This is a genomic window from Massilia sp. (assembly GCF_046293535.1).
GTDB lineage: Bacteria > Pseudomonadota > Gammaproteobacteria > Burkholderiales > Burkholderiaceae_D > Telluria.
This window is the reverse complement of the sequence record NZ_JBKBOV010000002.1, coordinates 60,188-80,818: the sequence shown is the minus strand read 5'-3', so window position 1 is coordinate 80,818 and position 20,631 is coordinate 60,188. Positions and strand designations below refer to the sequence as shown.

20 protein-coding genes are annotated in these 20,631 nt (G+C 68.6%); 15 read left to right on the top strand and 5 right to left on the bottom strand.

The window, feature by feature from the left end; translation table 11 throughout:
* The 13 genes from ACK4S9_RS01710 to ACK4S9_RS01650 all read left to right on the top strand — a co-directional run.
* Positions 1-1,226 (top strand): acyl-CoA dehydrogenase family protein (locus tag ACK4S9_RS01710; protein WP_409720660.1); only part of this gene is annotated, 1,226 nt, incomplete at its 5' end.
* 11 nt (positions 1,227-1,237) lie between these two features.
* Positions 1,238-2,374: a CaiB/BaiF CoA transferase family protein gene (locus ACK4S9_RS01705; protein WP_409720658.1), complete on the top strand. Its 1,137-nt coding sequence runs from the start codon at positions 1,238-1,240 to the stop codon at positions 2,372-2,374.
* Positions 2,375-2,527: 153 nt separating this feature from the next.
* The gene (mhpD, locus tag ACK4S9_RS01700; RefSeq protein ID WP_409720656.1) at positions 2,528-3,328 is read left to right on the top strand and encodes a 2-keto-4-pentenoate hydratase; all 801 of its coding nucleotides are present in this window, start codon (positions 2,528-2,530) and stop codon (positions 3,326-3,328) included.
* Between the two features lie 10 nt (positions 3,329-3,338).
* Positions 3,339-4,295 carry an acetaldehyde dehydrogenase (acetylating) gene (locus ACK4S9_RS01695; RefSeq protein ID WP_409720654.1) on the top strand — a complete coding sequence of 319 codons (957 nt, stop codon included), beginning with the start codon at positions 3,339-3,341 and terminating at the stop codon, positions 4,293-4,295.
* Positions 4,296-4,306: 11 nt separating this feature from the next.
* Positions 4,307-5,347: a 4-hydroxy-2-oxovalerate aldolase gene (gene dmpG, locus ACK4S9_RS01690; protein WP_409720652.1), complete on the top strand. Its 1,041-nt coding sequence runs from the start codon at positions 4,307-4,309 to the stop codon at positions 5,345-5,347.
* A gap of 344 nt (positions 5,348-5,691) precedes the next feature.
* Positions 5,692-6,834: a porin gene (locus tag ACK4S9_RS01685; RefSeq protein ID WP_409720650.1), complete on the top strand. Its 1,143-nt coding sequence runs from the start codon at positions 5,692-5,694 to the stop codon at positions 6,832-6,834.
* A gap of 64 nt (positions 6,835-6,898) precedes the next feature.
* Entirely contained in the window at positions 6,899-7,405 is a 507-nt protein-coding gene (locus ACK4S9_RS01680; RefSeq protein ID WP_409720648.1) for a hypothetical protein, read from the top strand.
* Positions 7,405-7,590 carry a hypothetical protein gene (locus tag ACK4S9_RS01675; RefSeq protein WP_409720646.1) on the top strand — a complete coding sequence of 62 codons (186 nt, stop codon included), beginning with the start codon at positions 7,405-7,407 and terminating at the stop codon, positions 7,588-7,590. The genes ACK4S9_RS01680 and ACK4S9_RS01675 overlap by 1 nt, the downstream gene beginning before the upstream one ends.
* A gap of 65 nt (positions 7,591-7,655) precedes the next feature.
* Entirely contained in the window at positions 7,656-9,161 is a 1,506-nt protein-coding gene (locus ACK4S9_RS01670; protein WP_409720644.1) for an MmgE/PrpD family protein, read from the top strand.
* Positions 9,162-9,301: 140 nt separating this feature from the next.
* On the top strand, positions 9,302-10,399 hold the full coding sequence (gene dctP, locus ACK4S9_RS01665) for a TRAP transporter substrate-binding protein DctP (protein WP_409720642.1): 1,098 nt from the start codon (positions 9,302-9,304) through the stop codon (positions 10,397-10,399).
* Positions 10,400-10,520: 121 nt separating this feature from the next.
* Positions 10,521-11,027, top strand: coding sequence for a hypothetical protein (locus tag ACK4S9_RS01660; protein ID WP_409720640.1), 507 nt, complete (start codon positions 10,521-10,523; stop codon positions 11,025-11,027).
* Between the two features lie 35 nt (positions 11,028-11,062).
* The gene (locus ACK4S9_RS01655; protein ID WP_409720638.1) at positions 11,063-11,623 is read left to right on the top strand and encodes a DoxX family protein; all 561 of its coding nucleotides are present in this window, start codon (positions 11,063-11,065) and stop codon (positions 11,621-11,623) included.
* A gap of 74 nt (positions 11,624-11,697) precedes the next feature.
* Positions 11,698-13,104 carry an MFS transporter gene (locus ACK4S9_RS01650; protein ID WP_409720636.1) on the top strand — a complete coding sequence of 469 codons (1,407 nt, stop codon included), beginning with the start codon at positions 11,698-11,700 and terminating at the stop codon, positions 13,102-13,104.
* 576 nt (positions 13,105-13,680) lie between these two features.
* Here ACK4S9_RS01650 and ACK4S9_RS01645 read toward each other — a convergent pair.
* From ACK4S9_RS01645 to ACK4S9_RS01630, 4 genes are read right to left on the bottom strand one after another with little or no spacing between them, the layout of a single operon-like run.
* Complete coding sequence (locus ACK4S9_RS01645) at positions 13,681-14,658, bottom strand: PDR/VanB family oxidoreductase (RefSeq protein WP_409720634.1); 978 nt, start codon at positions 14,656-14,658, stop codon at positions 13,681-13,683.
* 3 nt (positions 14,659-14,661) lie between these two features.
* Positions 14,662-15,540, bottom strand: a complete 879-nt coding sequence (locus tag ACK4S9_RS01640) for a fumarylacetoacetate hydrolase family protein (RefSeq protein WP_409720632.1) — start codon at positions 15,538-15,540, stop codon at positions 14,662-14,664.
* A gap of 25 nt (positions 15,541-15,565) precedes the next feature.
* Complete coding sequence (locus tag ACK4S9_RS01635) at positions 15,566-16,573, bottom strand: cupin domain-containing protein (protein ID WP_409720630.1); 1,008 nt, start codon at positions 16,571-16,573, stop codon at positions 15,566-15,568.
* Between the two features lie 10 nt (positions 16,574-16,583).
* Positions 16,584-17,570, bottom strand: a complete 987-nt coding sequence (locus ACK4S9_RS01630; RefSeq protein WP_409720628.1) for an ABC transporter substrate-binding protein — start codon at positions 17,568-17,570, stop codon at positions 16,584-16,586.
* A gap of 268 nt (positions 17,571-17,838) precedes the next feature.
* Here ACK4S9_RS01630 and ACK4S9_RS01625 point away from each other — a divergent pair, with 268 nt between their 5' ends.
* Entirely contained in the window at positions 17,839-18,537 is a 699-nt protein-coding gene (locus ACK4S9_RS01625; protein ID WP_409720626.1) for a TetR/AcrR family transcriptional regulator, read from the top strand.
* 75 nt (positions 18,538-18,612) lie between these two features.
* On the opposite strand, the gene ACK4S9_RS01620 is transcribed toward ACK4S9_RS01625, so the two are convergent.
* Positions 18,613-19,569 (bottom strand): IS1595 family transposase, encoded by a 957-nt coding sequence (locus ACK4S9_RS01620; protein ID WP_409720624.1) that lies wholly within the window; start codon positions 19,567-19,569, stop codon positions 18,613-18,615.
* Positions 19,570-19,758: 189 nt separating this feature from the next.
* Here ACK4S9_RS01620 and ACK4S9_RS01615 point away from each other — a divergent pair, with 189 nt between their 5' ends.
* A complete protein-coding gene (locus ACK4S9_RS01615) occupies positions 19,759-20,613 on the top strand; it encodes an alpha/beta fold hydrolase (protein WP_409720622.1) in 855 nt (284 codons plus the stop codon).
* Positions 20,614-20,631: the final 18 nt, after the last annotated feature.

The following is a 20,631-nucleotide window of genomic DNA, read 5'->3' as shown; positions in this document are numbered from 1 at the left end:
GGGGGGCGCGCCTGGCGCGCCCCGCTTCCCACCATCCCGCCCGAACCCCCACTATGCTCGATTTGATTCCCCATGATTCGCTCCCCGAGGAGCTGCTCCAGTTCCGCGACTCGATCCGCCGTTTCGTCGAGCGCGAACTGATCCCACTCGAACACGCCGTCGGCGCCAACGGCATGCTGCCCCCCGAACAGGCCGACAGCCTGCGCCAGCGCGCCAAGCAGGCCGGCTTCTGGCTGATGGACATCCCCGAGGAATTCGGCGGCCAGGGCCTGCCGCTGCTGGCGCTGGCCGTGTTCTGGGAAGAGGTCGGCCGCAGCACCGTCGCTTCCTGGGTGCGCGACCACGGCATCTTCGGCCCCATGGTCGGCCCGATCCTGCTCGGCCTGAACCCGGAGCAGCGCAAGCGCTACCTCGACCCTGTGTTAGAAGGCAGCAAGCGCTCCTGCTTCGCCCAGACCGAGCCGGACGCCGGCTCCGACCCCTCGATGATGCGCACCCGCGCGGTGCGCACGGACGAGGGCTGGCGCCTGAACGGCGTCAAGCGCTACATCACGCGCGCCGCGGTGGCCGACTTCGCCATCGTGATGGCGGTGACCGATCCGGAGAAGGGCGCGCGCGGCGGCATCTCCTGCTTCCTGGTCGATCTCGACGCCCCCGGCGTGACCCTGGCCAGTTCCGAGAAGACCCTGATGGGCGACGCACCCAGCGAACTGAGTTTCGAGGACGTCCTGGTGCCGTTCGAGAACCTGGTGGGCGAGGAGGGCCGCGGCTTCGCGCTGGCCCAGGGCTACATCAACTACGGGCGCGTGCGCCAGGGCGCGCATGCCTGCGGCGCCGCGGCGCGCTGCCTCGACCTGACGGCCGGATACGCGCACCAGCGCAAGACCTTCGGCCAGGTGCTGTCCGAGCGCCAGGGCGTGCAGTGGATGATCGCCGACGCCTTCACCGAACTGTATTGCACCCGCATGCTGGTGTACGACGCGGCGCGCAAGACCGACGCCGGCGAGGAGGCGCGCATGGAGACCTTCATGATCAAGACCTTCGGCGTGGAAGCCGGCTGGCGCATCATCGACGCCTGCATGCAGCTGCACGGCGGCATGGGCCTGACCCAGGACACCCCGATCGAGCGCTTCTGGCGCGACCTGCGCAGCTACCGCATCACCGAAGGCCCGACCGAGGTGCTGCGCACCACGCTGGCGCGCCAGATCCTGAAACACTACGCCTGAAGGAGGCCCGCATGAAGCATCCACTCGAGGGCATCCTCGTCATCGAACTGGGCACGGTCCTGACCGCGCCGCTGGCCGGCATGATGCTGGCCGACCTCGGCGCGCGCGTCATCAAGGTCGAGCACCCGAACGGCGGCGACCCGTTCCGCCGCCACGCGGGCAAGCTGTACAGCCCGCACTTCGCTTCCTACAACCGCAACAAGGAAAGCATCCAGCTCGACCTGCAGACCGAGGCGGGCAGGACAGACCTAGAGCTGCTGCTGGCGCGCGCCGACGTGCTGCTGGAGAACTACCGCCCCGGCGTGATGGCGCGCCTGGGCTTGAGCGAAGCCGCGCTGGACAGAATCAACCCGCGCCTGGTGTGGTGCTCGATCACCGGCTTCGGCGCCGATGGCCCGTACCGCGACCGCCCCTGCTACGACGCGGTGGCGCTCGGCCTGTCGGGCCTGGCCAGCCTGATGCTGGACCCGGCCCAACCAAGCATGAACGGCCCCACGATTTCCGACAACGTCACCGGCATGTACGCCGCCTACGGCATCCTGGGCGCCCTGATGGGGCGAGAAAAGAGCGGCAAGGGCGCGCGCGTGGAAGTCAACATGCTGGAAGCCTCGATCGCGTTCTCGCCCGAGGGCTTCGCCCAGTACACCCGGCTGGGCGCGGCGCCCGGTCCGCAGACCCGGGTGGCGATCTCGCAGTCGCACGCCTTTGCCTGCGCCGACGAACGCCTGGTGACGGTGCACCTGTCCTCGGTCGAGAAATTCTGGCAGGCCTTCGTGGCCGTCATCGAACGTCCCGACCTGCTGGAAGACGCCCGCTTCCTGAGCCCGGAACTGCGCACCCGCCACTACGCGGCCCTGAACGGCGAGGTGGCCGCCACCTTCCGCACCCGTACCCGCGCCGAATGGTGCGCGCGCCTGCAGGACAGCGACGTGCCGTTCGCGCCGGTCAACACGGTGCCGGAAGTGATGGACGACCCGCAGGTGCGCCAGTGCGGCACCTTCTACCAGACCGCGCATCCCGAGCACGGGCCCATGACCGCGATCCACCGCCCGCTCACCATCGACGGGGCGCGCGGGCCGACCACGCGGCCGGCGCCGGTCCTCGGCGAGCACGACGCGGCGATCCGCGCCGAATTCGGCCTCGGCTAGACACCGTGGGATGCCGACCATAACCCGTAGGGTGGGCGGCTTGTCCGCCCACGCGGCGATCGTTAGCGGCTCCGGTTTCGCGCCGGATGAACTTGCCGCCAACCATCACCGCGTGGGCGGGAGACCCGCCCACCCTACAACAGGAGACACAACATGAACCAGCAACACATTAGCGAGATCGCCGGCCTGCTGCGCACCGCCGAAGAGCAGGGCGCCCCTATCGCACCGCTGCGCGAGCGCATCCTGGAAGCGGCCGGCGACACCGACCCGGTGGCCTGCGCCTACGCCGTCCAGCAGTTCAACGCGCAGCGCCGGATCGACCAGGGCGCGCGCATCGTCGGCCGCAAGATCGGCCTGACCTCGCACGCCGTGCAGCAGCAGCTGGGCGTCGATTCGCCCGACTTCGGCATGCTGTTCGCCGACATGGCCTACGGCGACGGCGAGGAAATCCCGATGGCGCGCACCCTGCAGCCCAAGGTGGAGGCGGAGATCGCGCTGGTGCTCGAGCGCGACCTGACCCACGAACGCCATACCTTCGCCGACCTGATCTCGGCTTGTGCCTACGCCCTGCCGGCGATCGAGGTGGTGGGCAGCCGCATCGAGAACTGGAACATCCGCCTGCTCGACACGGTGGCCGACAACGCGTCCTCGAGCCTGTTCGTGCTCGGCTCGCGTCCGGTGACCCTGAGCCAGTTCGACCTGGCCGGCTGCGCCATGACCATGGAGCGGCGCGGCGAGATGGTGTCGAGCGGCAGCGGTGCGGCCTGCCTGGCCAATCCGCTCAACGCGGCGGTGTGGCTGGCCGACATGATGGTGCGCGTCGGCACCCCGCTGCGGGCCGGCGAAGTGCTGCTCACGGGCGCGCTCGGCCCGATGGTGGCGGTCAGCCCGGGCGACCGCTTCGTGGCCCAGATCGGCGGCCTCGGCGAAGTGCGCGCGGTGTTCGGACAATAAGGAAGGCAACATGACACAAACGAAGAAGAAAGTGGCCATCATCGGCCCCGGCAACATCGGCACCGACCTGATGATCAAGATCCTGCGCCATGGCAAGCACATCGAGATGGGCGCCATGGTCGGCATCGATCCGGCCTCGGACGGCCTGGCGCGCGCCGCGCGCATGGGCGTGGCGGTGACCCACGAAGGCGTCGAAGGCCTGGCGCGCCTGCCGGGCTTCGGCGAGATCGACATCGTGTTCGACGCCACCTCGGCCGGCGCCCACGTGAAGAACGACGCCTTCCTGCGCGGCCTGAAGCCCGGCCTGCGCATGGTCGACCTGACCCCGGCCGCGATCGGGCCGTATTGCATCCCGGTGGTCAACGCCGAAAGCTGCCTGGACGCGCCGAACGTCAACATGGTCACCTGCGGCGGCCAGGCCACCATCCCGATGGTGGCCGCGGTGGCGCGAGTAGCGCAGGTCCACTACGCCGAGATCGTCGCCTCGATCGCCAGCAAGTCGGCCGGTCCCGGCACCCGCGCCAATATCGACGAGTTCACCGAGACCACCTCGCGCGCCATCGTCGAAGTGGGCGGGGCGCGCCAGGGCAAGGCGATCATCATCATGAACCCGGCCGAGCCGCCCCTGATCATGCGCGACACCGTGTACTGCCTGGCCGCGCTCGACGCCGACCAGGATGCGATCCGGGCCTCGGTGCGCCGCATGGCCGACGACGTGGCCTCCTACGTGCCCGGTTACCGCCTCAAGCAGGAGGTGCAGTTCGAACGCCTGGGCCCGGAGAGCGCCCCGAACGTGCCGGGCATCGGGCGCCAGGCCGGCCTGAAGGTCTCGATCTTCCTCGAGGTCGAAGGCGCCGCCCACTACCTGCCGGCCTATGCGGGCAACCTCGACATCATGACCAGCGCCGCGATGGCGACCGCCGAGCGCATCGCCGCCGGCATGTCGGCCTCCGCGCTGGCCGCCTGAAGGAGACCACCATGTTTGAGCACGACAAGAAAATCTACGTATCCGACGTCACCCTGCGCGACGGCATGCACGCGGTGCGCCACCAGTACTCGATCGAGGACGCGGTGCGCATCGCCCGCGCCCTCGACGCCGCCCGGGTCGACTCGATCGAGGTGGCGCACGGCGACGGCCTGCGCGGCTCCAGCTTCAACTACGGCTTCGGCGCCCACAGCGACCTCGAATGGATCGCGGCGGTGGCGGCCAACCTCAGCCATGCCAAGGTGGCAACCCTGCTGTTGCCGGGCATCGGCACCATCCACGACCTGAAGAACGCCTATGACGCCGGCGCGCGCGTGGTGCGCGTGGCCACCCACTGCACCGAGGCCGACATCTCGCGCCAGCACATCGAGTACGCACGCGAGTTGGGCATGGACACGGTGGGCTTCCTGATGATGAGCCACATGAACAGCCCCGAAGGGCTGGCGCAGCAGGCCAAGCTGATGGAAAGCTACGGCGCCCAGTGCGTCTACGTGGTGGATTCGGGCGGCGCCATGAACATGTGGGACATCGCGGCGCGCTTCAAGGCCTTCAAGGAGGTGCTCAAGCCCGAGACCCAGACCGGTATGCACGCCCACCATAACCTGAGCCTGGGCGTGGCCAATTCGCTGGTGGCGCTGGAGAACGGGTGCGACCGCATCGACGCCAGCCTGACCGGCATGGGCGCCGGCGCCGGCAATGCGCCGCTGGAAGTGTTCATCGCCGCCGCCGACCGCATGGGCTTGCGGCACGGCTGCGACGTCAAGGGCCTGATCGACGCCGCCGAGGACATCGTGCGCCCCTTGCAGGAGCGTCCGGTGCGGGTCGACCGCGAAACCCTGGCGCTGGGCTATGCCGGCGTGTATTCGAGCTTCCTGCGCCACGCGGAAGCGGCCTCGATCAAGTACGGCATCCCGGCCTTCGACATCCTGGTCGAACTGGGCAAACGCCGCATGGTGGGCGGCCAGGAAGACATGATCGTCGACGTTGCGCTCGACATGCTCAAGGCGCGCCAGCCGGCGCAGGCCGCGGCCTGAACGTAGGGTGGCCGGCGAAACCGACCACCCTCCGAAACCCGGCTGCGCGCGCCCCGCTCCCGAGCGATGCAAAAAGCGTATAGCAGCGATGCACCGATTCAACTTGCATCACGGCAGTACAATATGGAAAACTCTAGAACATAACTTCCAGAATTAAATTCTGGTAAATATCGACGGCGCGGCCAAGTCGCTTCCGTTTCCGTGTTCAAGAAGTACCCGCTTTCGTTTCACGTTTGGTCGCTCCCGAAGCCCACGCCGATGGGCGCGACAACCCGCAGGGGCGGCGCCCCGGCCGGCATTGCCCGGCCGGCACGCCGGCCCGATATGACAAGAATGGAGACAGTATGAAGAAGTTTGTAGCCGGCATGACCGCCCTGTGCGCATCGGCCGTATCCCTGGCGCAGGACGCCCCCGCGGCGCAGGCGCAGGCAGCCGGAAGCAGCCTGAAGATCTACGGCGTGGCCGACATCTCGATGGCGCGCTACCGCACCTCGGGCGAGTCGAAGACCGCGATGCACGCCGGCGGCTCCGGTTCGCGCCTGGGCTTCCTGGCCAGCGAGAGCCTGGGCGGGGGCTGGGCCGTGAACGCCCGCCTCGAGGCCGGCGTGAACCTGGACACCGGCACCCCGAGCTCGACCAACGGCAACCCGAACCGCGTGTTCGGCCGCCAGGCCTATGTCGAGATCGCGCACCGCGACTTCGGTTCGCTGCGACTGGGCCGCCAGCAGGGCCCGACCTACGACTTCTTCCCGAGCTACGACCCGATGCTGCTGCCGGCCATGGATGCCTGGGGCGTGATCACCACCCTCGGTTCGCCGGCGCCGGGCGTCGGTTCCGGCACCGGCGCGCCGACCGGCTTCCTGATCAACCCCACCGCGCGCACCGAGAACACCATCGGCTACACCTCGCCGCGCGTGTCGGGCGTGCAGGGACGCCTGTCGTACAGCCCGAACGAGGGCGCGGCCACCCAGGCCCGCCTGCTGGAGGCGAGCGTCGACTACGTCACCGGTCCGCTGCAGCTCGGGCTGCTGTACGTGAAGGCGGGCGCCACTAGCGGCGCCGGCGCCGTGCTGGCCACCGAGTCGAACCAGGAGATCGCCTTCGGCGCCAAGTACCAGGCCGGCCCGGTGCACCCCTATTTCAGCTACATCCGGCGCGACGCCACCGATCCGACCCGGCGCGCCGGCGGCGGGATCATGAACGGCAACAGCGAAACCGCGCGCCTGTTCGGCGTGGCGATTCCGGTCACGGCGCGCGGCACCGTGCGCATGACCTATGGACTGTACTCGAGCGGCGCCGCCGACAGCGACGCCAAGAACTACGGCGTGGCCTACACCTACGAGGTGAGTCGCCGCCTGATGCTGATGGCCGCCGTGACCCACCTGTCGCAGGACGGCGCGGCGCGCTTCCCGGTATTCCAGAGCCCGCGCCCGCGCGCCGGCGAGTCGGTCGATGCCGTCACGGCCGGCCTGACCTGGCGCTTCTGATCGCAGTGCAGCACCGGGCGCCGCGCGCGCCCGGACCATCGTGGTTCACAACCGAGGAGTCGACATGTCCAAGCAGTCCCCCTGGTATTACATCGTCCACTGGCTGCGCCTGTATTTCGGCGCCCACCTGCTGTTCTCCGGCATCCGCTACGCGGTGACCGGCTACGTGCCTGAAATCCCCGGCCCGGGCGGCGAATGGGTGCAGGCCAACGCCAACATCTACCTCTACCAGATGATCAAGTATCTGGAGATCATCACCGGCGCCCTGATCCTGAGCAACCGCTTCACGCTGCTCGGCCTGATTCTCGAGATGCCGGCCACGGTCAACATCTTCTGGCTGAACACCTTCATCGTCGCCACCCCTCGCCAGTTGTTCACCGGCCCGCAGGAACTGTTCCTGAACGGCGTGCTGCTGCTGGCCTACAGCGGCTGGATGGCCGCCGTGCTGCGTCCGAAACTCGAGCCGCTGTGGCTGTGGGACGGCGCGCGCGCCTATCGTCCGATCGTCGGCGGCCGCGTCGCCGACGAACCGAAACTCCGTTCCACTCCCATCGCCCAGGAGGTGCACTGATGAACAAGTCCCAATGGATCGCCGTCCTCGCCTGCGTGCTCTTGACGGCCGCCGCCTACATCGGCTCGACCGGCCTGTTCTACGCCGAGTTCCGCCCGATCCGCAACTACGACCTGGTGGCCTTCGCGACCTCGTGGGCCGGCCTGATCTGGATGCTGGTGCGCGACCGCAAGCGCGAGGCTTGAACCGCCGTTTCATCGACAAGCACACAATAAAGGAGACGATGATGCAAACGAGCCGCAGGAAATTCGTGGGGCTGTCAGCCCTGATGGCATCGGCCCCCGCCTGGGCCTTTTTCGAGGCCGGGCAGGCGCCGACCGCAGGTGCGGGCGCCGCGCCGGTCCCGCTGCCGGGGCTTGATGCGATCCACGCCCTGGTCGCGCACTGCCTGGACACCCGCTTCGAGGCGCTGCCGCCGGAGGTGGTGGCCGCAACCCGCACCCAGATCCTCGACACCGTGGCGGTGACGCTGCCGGCGCTGGACGCCGACGGCATCCGCCAGCTGCACGCCTGGAGCCGCGACAGCGGCGGCAAGGGCGAGAGCCTGGTGCTGGGCACCCGCACCCGCCTGCCGACGGAAGCGGCGGCGCGCCTGAACGCGGCCATGGCCGCGGCGCTGGAATTCGACGACACCTATGAGCCTTCGCTGATCCACGCCTCCTGCGTCACGATTCCGGTGGCGCTGGCGGTGGCCGACCTGGTCGCCGCCAGCGGTCGCCAGATCGATGGCCGGGAACTGATCGCGGCGGTGGCGGCCGGCACCGACGCCGCCTGTCGCCTGTCGCGCGCCGGCTCGCCCGGGGTCTCGCCCTTCATCGTGGGCTGGGACCCGACCCCGATGTACGGCTACCTGGCCGCCGCGATGGTGGCCTCGCGCCTGCTGGGGTCGAACCGCGCGCAGGCCGTGTCGGCGGTGGGCCTGGCCTACCACCAGTTGTCGGGCAATGCCCAGGCCAGCGTCGACGGCACCCACGCCAAGCGCCTCGGCTCCGGTTTCGCGGCCTATGGCGGCATCATGTCGGCGCGCCTGGCCAAGGCCGGCGTGATCGGTTCGGACCGGGTGCTGCAGGGCGTCAAGGGCTTGTTCAAGCAGTACCACGGCGGCAAGTACTCGGAAGAGGCCCTGCTGGGCGGCCTCGGCACCCGTTTCGCGGGCGTCGACATCGCGCCCAAGCCCTATCCGTCCTGCCGCGGCGGCCACGTCGCGATCGACGGCACGCTCGAACTGGTCAAGACCCACGGCATCCGTCCCGAGGACGTGGAAGCGGTCACGATCTACAGTCCGCCGGCCGAGATGATGCTGCTGGGCGCGCCGATCGAGAAGAAGCGCAGGCCGCAGACCATCGTCGAAGCCCAGTTCAGCAATCCGTGGATGGTGGCGGCGGCGATCCAGGACCGCGACGTCGGCCTGCGCCACTTTACCGACGCCGCCTTGAAGCGTGCCGACCTGCTGGCGCTGGCGGCGCGCATGACGACGGTGGAGGATAAAAGCCTGGTGCGCCCCGACGGCGGCCCCGGCTTCGTGCGCCTGGAACTCAAGACCCGCGCCGGGCAGACCCACCAGAAACTGGTGAAGTTCGCCAAGGGCGACCCGAAGAACCCGATGACGCCGGCCGAATACCGCAAGAAGGTGTTCGAGTGTACCGACGCGGCGCGCATGCCGCGCCCGCAGGCCGAGCGCCTGATGGCGCGCTACCTGAAGCTGGAAGCGGAACCGAGCGTCGCGGCCCTGAACGCCGCGCTGGCGATCGGCTAGCGCCGGGCAGGGGCGCGGCGGATCAAGCGTCCGTCGCGTCCCAGTTATGCGGCACACACATAGCTGACATTTCGTCGGCGGCATTGAATGCAGGATGGGTAGATATGATAATCTCCAGAAACAGTATTAAGGCAGGACTCATGCTGGGGACACATTTCAAGCGCGCCGCCGCGGCGGCGCGGACGCTGGCACAGCGTGCCGGCGGCTTGCTGGGAGCAGCCGCGCTGTCTGCCCTGCTCGCAGCGCCGGCCGGCGCCGCCGCCGGAGCGGAGGAGGGCGCGCCAGCGCCAGTCCGTGAACTGGCGATTGCCGACTACCGCGACTACCTGCCTGACGACCATCCGGTGCGCCAGGGCATGCGTCATTTCGCGCAGCAGGTGGCAAGCGCCTCCGGCGGCGCCCTGCGCGTGGCGGTGCGTGCCGACACCGTGCCCGGCACTCCCGCGCAGCAGTTCGCGGCGTTGCGCGCCGGCGCACCCGGCACGCCGGACCTGATGCTGGTCGCCGCGACCGGCCTGGCGCAGCTGGCGCCCGATTTCGCGCTGCTCGACTTGCCCTACCTGGTGCGCGACGAGGCCGAGGCCGACGCCTTGCTCGACGGCCCCTTCGGCGCCGCCCTGCTGGCGCAGTTGGCGCAGTCGCCCGGCGCCGGCCTGGTCGGCCTGGCCTGGTGGGAAAACGGTTTTCGCCAGATCACCAGCGCCGGCGCCCCGATCCGGCAGGCTAGGGCGCTGCGCGGCCTGCGGATGCGGGTGATCGACGCGCCGGTGTTCATCGAGAGCGCGCGCGCCATGGGCGCCGAGCCGGTGCCGCTGGACTACCCCGAACTGCGCGAAGCGCTGCGCACGGGCCGTGTCGCGGCCCAGGAGAACTTCGTTACCCAGATCCTGGCCGGCGGCCTGCATGAAGTGCAGTCGTCGCTCACCCTGACCAAGCATTCCTACGGCGCCCTGGTGCTGGTGGCCAAGCCCGCCGTCTGGCGCAGCCTCGAACCGGCCTCGCGGTCCGTTCTGGCGGCGGCGGCGCGCGAGGCCGCGCGCTTCCAGCGCCGCGCCGCGCGCGAACAGGAACGCCAGGCCCAGGCCCGGCTGGCGCGCGCCGGCATCGCCGTGCACGCACTCGATCCGGCCGAGCGCGAACTGCTGCGCAATCTCACCGCGCCGCTGCGCAGCAGCCGCTTCGGCCAGCACAGCCCGGCGCTGTGGAAGCTTTACCGGGAACATGCCGACGCCCGCTAGGAAGCGGGCGGCCAGCCTCCCATTTCGTCACCCATAACAATATGTTCAAAACAGGAGATCTACGCGTGAACAAGGACCAGATTTACCAGCAAACGGCGCCCGCGGGCGGGAGGCAGTGCGCATGATCACGGACAAGACCCTGAACCGGCTCTCGATCGTGGCCGGCCTGTTCCTGACCGCCTACGTGGCGCAGGACCTGCACTTCAATCCGCGCTGGTACGGCGACGACGGTCCGGGCGTGGGCAAGATGCCGCGCGAGATCGTCGCCGGCTATCTCGACACCGCCTACGGCAAGGGGCAGGTGAGCGAGGCGGCCCGGCTGTACTACACCAAGAAGACGGTCGACGTGACCCCGGAGGCGCCGTACCGCAGCGACTCGGCGCCCCTGAACTCGACCGTGCGCCAGGTGGTGGCCGAGGGCCTGAACGTGGTGGTGCACCACTGCGTGGAGGGCGGCGCCGGTGCCAGCGCTGACGGCGGCGCGCGCGAGGTGGTCGACATGTTCCGCACCTCGAACGGGCGCATCGTCTGGCGCAAGACCATCGCCCAGGAAGCCGGCGCCGCGTCGTGCGCCTCGAGCGCGCTGGCCAAACAGGTCGACCTCGGGCTCAAGCCGATCCAGGGCTGAGCCCGGCCATAACAACCGCAACGGAGACAAGCATCATGGCAGTCACAACCCGTGTCCCTACCGACACCGCTACCACCAACAAGCTCGACATCTGGTTCGTCGGCAAGCTCGTATTGACCTTCTTCCGCATCATGCTCGGCGCCTGGATGATCGTCAGCGGCGCCAGCCACCTGCTGTCGCTGTTCGGCTATCCGCCGATCTTCCCCCAGCCGCTGGGCAACCTGCATCCCTCGAACGTGATGCTCGCCTCGCTGCTCGAGGTCGGCCTGTTCGACCTCGTCAAGACGGTCGAGCTGCTGGTCGGCCTGTGCCTGGTGTTCAACGTCTTCGTGCCGCTGGCGCTGGCGGTGGCCCTGCCGGTCTCGTACATGGTGTTCCACAACTCGATCGCGCTGAACATGCGCTATGACCGTATCTTCAGCACCTACATGGCGGTGTGGTGCCTGTACATGAACGTGATCCTGCTGCTGGCCCACATCCGCTACTACCTGCCGATGCTCCGGATGCGCGCACCGATGGGCAAGCTGTCCGACTTCCGGATGCTGCCCTCGATCTTCGAGGCGCCGGAACAGGAAGCCGGCAAGGACCGCCGCTAAGCGGGCCGCGGCAAACGCAAGCGACATCGATCAACGCACGATCCATATACGATTCATTCTGAGGCGGATACATCATGGCTGACCACACCAACCAGGCCGACATGGCCAAGAGCCGGCGCCGCGCCGTCATCGCGAGCTACCTCGGCACCACGCTCGAGTACTACGACTTCCTGCTGTACGGCGTGGCCGCGGCGCTGGTCTTCCCGCACATCTTCTTCGTGAGCATGGACCCGATGCTGGGCACCATGTCGGCCTTCGCCACCCTGGCGGCCGGCTACTTCGCGCGCCCGCTCGGCGCCGTGGTGTTCGGCCACTACGGCGACCGCCTGGGGCGCAAGAAGATCCTGATGATCACCCTCATGATGATGGGCGGCGCCAGCGTGCTCATCGGCCTGCTGCCGAGCTACCAGCAGATCGGCGTGATGGCGCCGATCCTGCTGGTGGTGCTGCGCCTGGTGCAGGGCTTCGCCATCGGCGGCGAGTGGGGCGGCGCAACCCTGATGTCGATGGAGCACGCCAAGCCCAAGGGACGCGGCCTGGCGGTCTCGATCGTCGCCTCGGGCGGCCCCAGTGGCGCGCTGCTGGGCACCATGGTGATGATGGGCTTCTCCAAGCTGCCGAACGAGGACTTCCTGTCCTGGGGCTGGCGCGTGCCTTTCCTGCTCAGCGCGCTTCTGCTGGTGCTGGGCGTGGTGATCCGCATGAAGCTCGACGAAACCCCGGAATTCGAGGAAGCGCGCAAGAAGCGCCAGGCCTCCGGCAAGAAGGTGAGCGTGCTGCCGGTGGTAACGGTGTTCCGCCACAACCGCGCCCAGGTGCTGTCGGGCGTGATCGGCGGCCTGGCGCCGCTGGCCTTCGCCACCTTCGGCGCCGCCTTCCTGCTGAACTACGCGGTCACCGTGGGCCACAGCCGCACCGATGCGCTGCTGGCCATGACGATCGCGAACTTCCTGCACATCTTCACCATGCCGTGCTTCGGCGCGCTGTCGGACCGCCTGGGCCGCCGTCCGCTCCTGATCACCGGCGCGATCCTGGGCGCGGTGCTGACCTGGCCGATCTTCCTGCTGGTGAACCAGGGCAGCCTGGGCTCCCTGACGCTGGCCCTGGTGCTGGCGCTGCCGGTGGTCCAGGCGATGCTGGGCGGTCCGGTGAACACCTGGATGGGCGAGAAGTTCGCCGCCGACGTGCGCTACAGCGGCATCGCGGTGACCTTCCAGATCGCCTCGACCCTGGGCTCGGGCCTGGCGCCGATGATCGCCTCCGGCCTGCTGGCCATGCGCGGCGGCACCGACCCGATGCTGGTGGCCCTGTTCTTCGGCGGCCTGTGCGTGGTGAGCGCGATCGCCTACTTCTTCAGCGCCGAGCGTTTCGACCAGGAGCTGCCGGTGTACACCGCCGGCACCGACGAAGCGAACGAGGCCGAGCGCGAGGCGCGTGCAGCGCTGGCCGCGGTCGAAGCCGGCAAGGTCGGGGTGCGCTGAGCGTTCTGAACCTGGCGTAGTATCCGGAGGCCCGCTGCTTGCAGCGGGCCTTTTTTTGTGCCGCCCATCTTGCCGCTCGTAGGGTGGGCGGCTCCACCCGGAATGCGGCTCCGTGGCGACGCGTATGCCGCCCACGCGTTCAAGCCGTTGCGAAGAGACGAAGCGGCCGATCACGGACTGGTTGAACGCGTGGGCGGCGCTGGCGGCGCCGGAGCGCAGCCATCCATGGTGGAGCCGCCCACCCTACGAATGGCGGCAGTGGCCTTTGTCCGTGGCATCTTATTGCTCGTAGGGTGGGCGGCTCCACCCGGGACGCGGCTTCGTGGCGATGCGGATGCCGCCCACGCGGTCGAGTCGCTGTGAATCGACGGAGCGACCGGTCATGGGCTGGTTGAACGCGTGGGCGGCGCTGGCGGCGCCGAGCCGCTGCCGTCCGTGTTGGAGCCGCCCACCCTACGAAGGCAGCCGGCGTCGCGGCCCCGGCAAGCAAAGCGTACGGAGCAAAAAAGACGCCGGGCGAACCCGGCGTAAAGGAGGAATTGCACATGTCGCGGCCGCCCTTGCGGCCGGGGGGATCTACAGGTCGAGCACCAGGCGCTCGCACTTGGCGCGCGAGCAGCACACCATCATCGATGTGTTGGATGCGCGCTGGGAGGCGGTGAGGACTTCGTCGCGGTGGTCCACTTCGCCTTCGAGCACGGCGACTTCGCAGCAGCCGCAGATGCCGGCCTCGCAGGACGAATCGACCGCGACGCCGTTTTCCTGCAGCACCTGCAGGATGGTGGCGCCGGCCGGCACCCGCAGCTCGACGCCGCTCCTGGCCAGCTGCACCACGAAGCCGTCGCCGCCAAGGGCCAGCGGCTGGCTGGCGCCGAAGCGCTCCAGGTGCACGGTGCCCGGTGCGCGACCCGCGGTGGCGGCCTCATAGGCGGCCAGCATCGGCGCCGGGCCGCAGCAGTAGAAGTGGCTGCCCTCGGGTGCCGCCGCGACGACGGCGCCCAGGTCGAGCACCGTGCCCGCTTCCTCGTCCACGTGCAGGCGCACGCGCTCGCCGAAGCGCGCCAGCGCCGCCAGGAAGCCCAGGTCGGCGCGCGAGCGGCTGGCGTACCACAGCTCGAACGAAGCACCAATCGCGTCGAGGCGCTCGGCCATGCACAGGATCGGGGTGATGCCGATGCCGCCGGCGATCAGGACCGTGTGCGCGGCATCTTCCACCAGCGGGAAGTGGTTGCGCGGCCCGGACAGTTCGAGCTGCGCGCCGACGCGCAGCTGCTCGTGCATGTAGCGCGAGCCGCCGCGGCTGTTGGGGTCGCGCTTGACGCCGACCAGGTAGCGCTCGGGCGACACTTCCGCCTGCAGCAGCGAGTAGGAGCGGGTGATGCCGTTGCCCAGGTGGACGTCGACGTGGGCGCCCGGCGTCGTTGCCGGCAAGGCGGCGCCGCTTGTTGATACGAACTCGAACACCTGGATGTCGCGCGTGACGTAGCTGACCGACTGCAGGCGCACCTGCAGCCGGGCGCCCTGGGTGGCGGTGGAGGGAAGGGGCGCGTTCATGGCTCAGTCCTGGGCCGCGCGAACGTCGACCCGCATCGCGCCGATGCCGGCGATCTCGCACTCCATCACGTCGCCCGGCAGGACCTGGCCGACGCCGGCGCAGGTGCCGCTCATGATGATGTCGCCCGGGTGCAGGGTGTAGTAGCTGGACGCCCAGGCGATCTGCTCGGCGATCCCGATGATCATCTCGGCGGTGTTGGCCTGCTGGCGCACTTCGCCGTTGACCGCCAGGCGGATGTCGAGCTTCTGGGCGTCGCCCGCCGCGTCGGCAGTTACCAGCCAGGGACCGAGCACCGCGTAGCTGTCGACCGACTTGCGCAGCGAGCGGTCTTCCGGCCCGCGCACGGTCATGTCGAGCGCGATCGCGTAACCGGCCACGTAGTCGAGCGCGTCCTCGACCGATACGTTGGCGGCGGTCTTGCCGATCACGACCCCGAGTTCCATCTCGTGGTGCGACAGGCGCTGCGGGAAGCGCAGGGCCACGCCCTCGCTGGGGCCGACCAGGCTGCTGGCCGCCTTCAGGAACAGGCCCTGCTCGCGCACTTCGCCCTTGTAGCGGTCGGTGAAGGTGGCCTGGTCGGCATTCGCCTCGGCCACGTGGTCGGCATAATTGACCGGCACGCCGATGATCTTGCCCGGATTGGCTACCGGACTCAGGAAGCGCGCGCGCTCGACCGGGATCGAGGCGGCGCCGGGGAGCAGCTGGTTGATGGCGACGCGTACGAGGTCGAGGTTGGCCAGCAGCAGGTCGCCAGGCGGGGCCGGGTAGCGCGCCGGCGGCAGGGCCTGCAGGGCCGCGCTGACGTCGTAGACACGGCCGTCGACGACGGCGCCCAGTTGCGCTTGTCCGTGTTGTTCTTGGGTGTACCAGCAGATTTTCATGGTGATCTCTTTTCAGTGAAACGTCTCAGGCGGCGGCCTGGATCTCTTCCTTCAGCAGGCCGAGGCGGCGCAGCACGTCGGCGTCGGAGACGACGAACAGCCGCGCTCCGCCCTCGCTGCGGTGCGATACCCAGTTGTGCTGGGGCAGGGTGAAGGTGTCGCGCGGACCCCAGGCGATGCGCTGGTCGCCGATGCGGGTCTCGCCATGGCCTTCGACCACGGTGCACACCAGGTTGGCGCTGCTGCGCGCCGGCAGGGTCTGCACGCCGGCGTCCAGCTGCAGCATGGCGGTGTCGAGCATCGGCATGGCGCCCTGGCCGTCCAGGGGATTCACGTAGCGCACCCGGCGCGCGCCGTCGGGCGAGCGCGGCGCATGGGCGAGCGCCCGCAGCGCATCCGCGTACGGGTAGCGGAACACGGGCGAGTGGTCGCGCCGGCCCAGGATTTGTTCCGGGACGATGCTGGGCGAGGCAAAGGCGGCGTCAGGCATCGTCACCGGCGCCTCGCCGATCGGGCCGGGCTGGAACACCACGGTGCCCAGGTGCTGGTGCAGCGGCACGTCGAGCACGTCGAGCCAGACCACCGGCACGTCGCCGTCGTGGCGGTGCTCGTGCCAGCACATGCCGGGCGTGAGCACCAGATCGCCGAAGGCCATCGGGCATTCCTTGCCGTCGACCAGGGTGACGGCGCCGGCGCCTTCGAGCAGGAAGCGCAGCGCGTTCATGGTGTGGCGGTGCGGCCGCGCGGTTTCCCCCGGCAGCAGGCACTGCAGCGCGGCCAGCACGCTGCCGCAGGTGAACTCGTCGGCCAGCGAAGCCGCGTGCGGGCTGAGCATCTGCAGCACGCGCCGCTGCACCGCGGCGGGCGAGGTCTCCTGGAAGGCCAGGTCGACCAGCGGCCGGGTCTCTTCCCAGCGCCAGATGTGGGCGCTGGCCGGGGGCGGCGGCGGCTTGTGGGCGTTCGGGCTGTCCCACAGCGGGGCCAGGTGGGCCGCGTGCCAGATCGGGTAGGGGTCGCGGACGGATTCGCTCATGCTTGGCTCCTTACAGCTTGAAGGATTCGAAGGTGCCCGGGTGGAACAGGTCCTCGGGGGTCACGCGGCGCGAGGACAGGCCCTGGCGGTGGTGGTGGTCGAAGAACTTGTCCAGCACGTGGCGGTTCTCGTCGATGCCGTAGGACCAGAAGTCCTCGCCCATCAGCTCGCGCGCTTCCTTCAGGCGCTCCTCGGCGAAGGGCAGGGTGATCTTGGTGGCCGAGGTTTCGCCCAGGTGCTCCAGCGCCACGTGCTTGGACTGGTTGAAGGCCTTGAACACGGCGCCCGGCAGCCACGGATGCTGCTCGGCCAGCGTGCGGCGCACGCCCAGGATGTGCATGATCGGGAAGATGCGGGTGCGGCGGAAGTAATCCTTGGCGGCGGCCACCGGGTCCGGGAACAGCCAGCCGATGTTCGGGGTGCCGGGCTCCACGTCGGGTGCGCGCGGCGCCACGTAGGCGTCGATGTCGCCCTTGGCCAGCAGGCTGGAAATGGTCTCGCCCTCGGGCGCATCGATCAGACGCACGTCCGGCGGCAGCGCCAGCTTGATCTTCTCCGGGCGGCCGGCATGCGAGATGCCGCCGCGCACCCAGGTCACGTCGGACGGCAGGATGCCGTAGTCGTCCTCCAGGATCGAGCGCACCCAGACGTTGGCGGTGAGCTGGTACTCGGGCAGGCCGATGCGGCAGCCGCGCAGGTCCTCGGGGCGCTTGATGCGGTCGGTGCGCACGTAGATCGCGGTGTGGCGGAAGGCGCGCGACAGGAACACCGGCACGCCGACGTAGGGCAGGGTGCCGGCAGCGGCCTTGACGGTGGAACTGGAGAGCGACAGCTCGCAGATGTCGAATTCCTCGGCGCGGAAGGCGCGGAAGAAGATCTCCTCGGGCGACAGCGTCATGAAGACGGGATCGACGCCGTCGATCTGGACGGCGCCGTCGATCAGGGGGCGGCAACGGTCGTAATTGCCGATGGCCACGGAGAGCTGCAGTTTATTCATGTGTTTCCTTGACGGGTGGGACGTGGGACGCGCAGGCGCCGCCGGATGACGCTATTTTTTGTGATCGCGGGGAGGGGAACAACGCGGGAACGGTCATTTCAGCTATGCGTTCGCCGCATGGCTCGGGCTGAGCATGCGCAAAGCCGCATAGCTGGCCGCTTCAAGCAGGTGCAGGCGGCATGCGCAGCGCGCTTTGAGGTGGCAATGTCGCAATCTCCCGTGTTACCATTTTTTCTTTCCTGTCAGCCGAGTGCTACCGCCCATGTCCATGATCGACCGTCCCCGCCGTTCCGGAGAACACCGCACCAGCGCCGCATCGCGCGAGCGCATCCTCGATGCCGCATTCGAGGTGATCCGTGACGAGGGCTACAGCGGCGCGACCATGGCCAAGGTGGCCAAGAAGGCCGAGCTGCCGGTGGGGAGCGTGTACTGGCATTTCGAGAACAAGGACCTGCTGCTGGCGGCCCTGATCGAAACCAGTTATGCGCGCTGGCACAGCCAGGTGGCCAGCACCCTGCAGCCATTCCCGGGCGAGAGCTTCGGCCGCCACATCGAGCGCCTGTTCGGCGCCGTCGACGCCGAGCGCCAGTACGACGCCGCCGACTTCTGGCGCCTGGGCGTGATCCTGAGCGTGGAAAAGTCGGTGCGCGAACAGGTGGCGCGCGAGCGCTTCCTGCACATCCGCCAGTTGCAGCGCGCCGAATTCGCCTCGTGGTGGCGCAAGACCCTGCCGGAAGCGCTGCTGGCCCACGACCCGGGCCTGCCCGAGCGCCTGAGCGGCTTCACCTTGGCGCTGCAGGACGGGAACGCGATCGCCGGCGCCTCGGGCGAGACGATCAAGGCCTTCCGGCCGATGCTGGCGTCCAGCCTGGCGCACCTGGTCGAACAGGCCCAGGCGCAGCTGCCGGCCCAGGCGGGAGCGGCGCGCAAGCGGCGCAAGCCCGAGCCGGCCGAGGCCAAGGCCTGAATGCGGCGTCTGCGGGCGCAAGCGAGAGTCCTTCCAGGCCGGCAATCGCCGGCCTTTTCTTTGGCGCTGTTCCCGTTACGTGTGGAAGATGCCGATCGCCGCTCTCAGGAAGCGCTCGGGCGATGCGATCCTGTCCCCGTCGAGCGCCCAGCGCCAGCCGAGGTAGTTCGGCAGGTAGCGCGAGGCCACGCCGTGAAAGCGCGATAGCCAGTGGCGCAGGCGCTGGTGGTAGCCATTGACGTTTTGGACGTGGACCGCACCCCGCACGCGCTCGCCCAGGCGCAGGTTGACGAAGGCGTGCGCGATGTGTGCCTGGTTGGCAAAGGTCCGGTAGGCGTGATGGCCGTCGGTCACGAGGAGCACGTCCGGATCGAGCACAGGGAGCAGGTGGCGGTGCAGTTGCTTCACCGTGACGGCAGCCCGACCCGTGACGAAGGAACAGGTCTGGCCGGCACGGTCGCGCGCAACCAGGATGCAGTCGTGCTCGTGAGTGATGCCGCGGCTGCGGGCGACGCCGCCGCGCTCGCGGGATGGCCGGTCGAGCTTGCGCGAACCTTTCTGCGATTCGAGCAGGAAAAGTTCGTCGGCTTCGGCGATGCCGGCCAGGCGCTCCGGCTCGTCCCTTCTTGCGCCGTCCAGAAAGCGGTGCCGCCAGCGAAAGCTGGTCGTGCGGTGCACGCCAAGCAGCTTGGCGGTGGCCCGCACGCTTCGCGACGCGAGCATTTCCTTAAGAAAATCAAGCCATTTGCCGCGATGACGCAGGCGCGAAAGCGGCGTGCCACTCAGGGCACTATAGGTGCGTCCACAGACGCGGCAACGGTAGCGCTGCAGGCCGCGGTTGATGCCATGGCGATAGTGACGAGAGCTGCCGCAGTCGGGACAGCACAAGCGTGACGGACGTGCGCCGTCGATCGCCGCGCAAACGCTGTCGAGCCCGATTGCCGGCTGTAATGCGGCGGCAAGCTGCGCACGCTGCTGCCGGGTAAGTAGCGGCAAGCTGCGCAGTAGTCGGGTAAAGCCTGTCGGTCGCATCGATCCTCCTGGCTATTCAGTCTAGGTTGGACATCCACTCAGCTCGACAGTTCAATTTCCACATACAGCGAGAACAGCGCCTTTTCTTTTGCGAAAATAAAATGTTGATTCTAGAACGGAGATTCAAGTAATATGTCTCGAGCTCCCTGCCTGTGGCAGGCAATCGAACCTATCTGAACGGAGGAAGACATGGCGATCGTGACCGAAGAAAACACTAGCAAGCGCATCAAGACCAAGAACTGGGACATCCACTATCACGAGGCAGGGCAGGGACACCCGCTGGTGCTGGTGCACGGCGGCGGCCCCGGCGCCTCGGCCTGGAGCAACTACAACCCCAACATCGCCACGCTGGCCAAGAAGTACCGCGTGCTGGCCGTCGACCTGCCCGGCTGGGGCAAGTCGCAGGCCGTCACCTACGACCAGCGCGACAACAGCGGTGCCCTGGCCGAGTTCCTCGAAGCCCTGGGCATCACCCAGGCCGCTTTCGTGGGCAACTCGATGGGCGGTTCGTCCTGCATCCGCCTGGCCTACGAGCGCCCGGAACTGGTGTCGCACCTGGTCACCATGGGTTCCTCGGCCGGCGTGCCGGGCATCTTTGACCCGGCCGGCCTGAGCGAAGGCGTGAAGGCCCTGGAAGCGGCCTATTTCAATCCCTCGATCGAGACCATGCGCAAGTTCGTCGAAGGCATGGCCTTCGACACCCGCCACGTGACCGACGAACTGCTGGCCGAACGCGTCAAGGCGGCCCTGGCGCGCCCGGACCACATCGAAGGCTGGAAGAGCGGCCACGGCAAGCCGATGGTCAAACTGGACACGCAGCGCGTGCCCACCATTACGGCGCCGACCCTGTTGATGCATGGCCGCGACGACCGCACCGTGCATTTCAGTTCGGCCCTGGTGCTGGCGCGCATGATCTCGAATTCGCGCGTCTACCTGGTCAACCGCTGCGGCCACTGGGTCCAGCTCGAGCACACCGACGAATTCAACCGCGTGATCGATTCCTTCATCGAAGGCAATCCGGTCGCGGTGCGTCAGGCCGCCTGAGCAAGCCGGCAGGGCCGG

What these genes read in the sequence shown, in the direction of transcription:
- ACK4S9_RS01680 (WP_409720648.1), top strand. Translation starts at nt 6,899, where the DNA reads ATGTCCAAGCAGTCCCCCTGGTATTACATCGTCCACTGGCTGCGCCTG.
- ACK4S9_RS01645 (WP_409720634.1), bottom strand. Translation starts at nt 14,658, where the DNA reads ATGAACGCGCCCCTTCCCTCCACCGCCACCCAGGGCGCCCGGCTGCAG.
- ACK4S9_RS01685 (WP_409720650.1), top strand. Translation starts at nt 5,692, where the DNA reads ATGAAGAAGTTTGTAGCCGGCATGACCGCCCTGTGCGCATCGGCCGTA.
- ACK4S9_RS01695 (WP_409720654.1), top strand. Translation starts at nt 3,339, where the DNA reads ATGACACAAACGAAGAAGAAAGTGGCCATCATCGGCCCCGGCAACATC.
- ACK4S9_RS01650 (WP_409720636.1), top strand. Translation starts at nt 11,698, where the DNA reads ATGGCTGACCACACCAACCAGGCCGACATGGCCAAGAGCCGGCGCCGC.
- ACK4S9_RS01655 (WP_409720638.1), top strand. Translation starts at nt 11,063, where the DNA reads ATGGCAGTCACAACCCGTGTCCCTACCGACACCGCTACCACCAACAAG.
- ACK4S9_RS01615 (WP_409720622.1), top strand. Translation starts at nt 19,759, where the DNA reads ATGGCGATCGTGACCGAAGAAAACACTAGCAAGCGCATCAAGACCAAG.
- ACK4S9_RS01705 (WP_409720658.1), top strand. Translation starts at nt 1,238, where the DNA reads ATGAAGCATCCACTCGAGGGCATCCTCGTCATCGAACTGGGCACGGTC.
- ACK4S9_RS01625 (WP_409720626.1), top strand. Translation starts at nt 17,839, where the DNA reads ATGATCGACCGTCCCCGCCGTTCCGGAGAACACCGCACCAGCGCCGCA.
- ACK4S9_RS01675 (WP_409720646.1), top strand. Translation starts at nt 7,405, where the DNA reads ATGAACAAGTCCCAATGGATCGCCGTCCTCGCCTGCGTGCTCTTGACG.
- ACK4S9_RS01630 (WP_409720628.1), bottom strand. Translation starts at nt 17,570, where the DNA reads ATGAATAAACTGCAGCTCTCCGTGGCCATCGGCAATTACGACCGTTGC.
- ACK4S9_RS01640 (WP_409720632.1), bottom strand. Translation starts at nt 15,540, where the DNA reads ATGAAAATCTGCTGGTACACCCAAGAACAACACGGACAAGCGCAACTG.
- mhpD (WP_409720656.1), top strand. Translation starts at nt 2,528, where the DNA reads ATGAACCAGCAACACATTAGCGAGATCGCCGGCCTGCTGCGCACCGCC.
- ACK4S9_RS01620 (WP_409720624.1), bottom strand. Translation starts at nt 19,569, where the DNA reads ATGCGACCGACAGGCTTTACCCGACTACTGCGCAGCTTGCCGCTACTT.
- ACK4S9_RS01635 (WP_409720630.1), bottom strand. Translation starts at nt 16,573, where the DNA reads ATGAGCGAATCCGTCCGCGACCCCTACCCGATCTGGCACGCGGCCCAC.
- dmpG (WP_409720652.1), top strand. Translation starts at nt 4,307, where the DNA reads ATGTTTGAGCACGACAAGAAAATCTACGTATCCGACGTCACCCTGCGC.
- ACK4S9_RS01660 (WP_409720640.1), top strand. Translation starts at nt 10,521, where the DNA reads ATGATCACGGACAAGACCCTGAACCGGCTCTCGATCGTGGCCGGCCTG.
- dctP (WP_409720642.1), top strand. Translation starts at nt 9,302, where the DNA reads ATGCTGGGGACACATTTCAAGCGCGCCGCCGCGGCGGCGCGGACGCTG.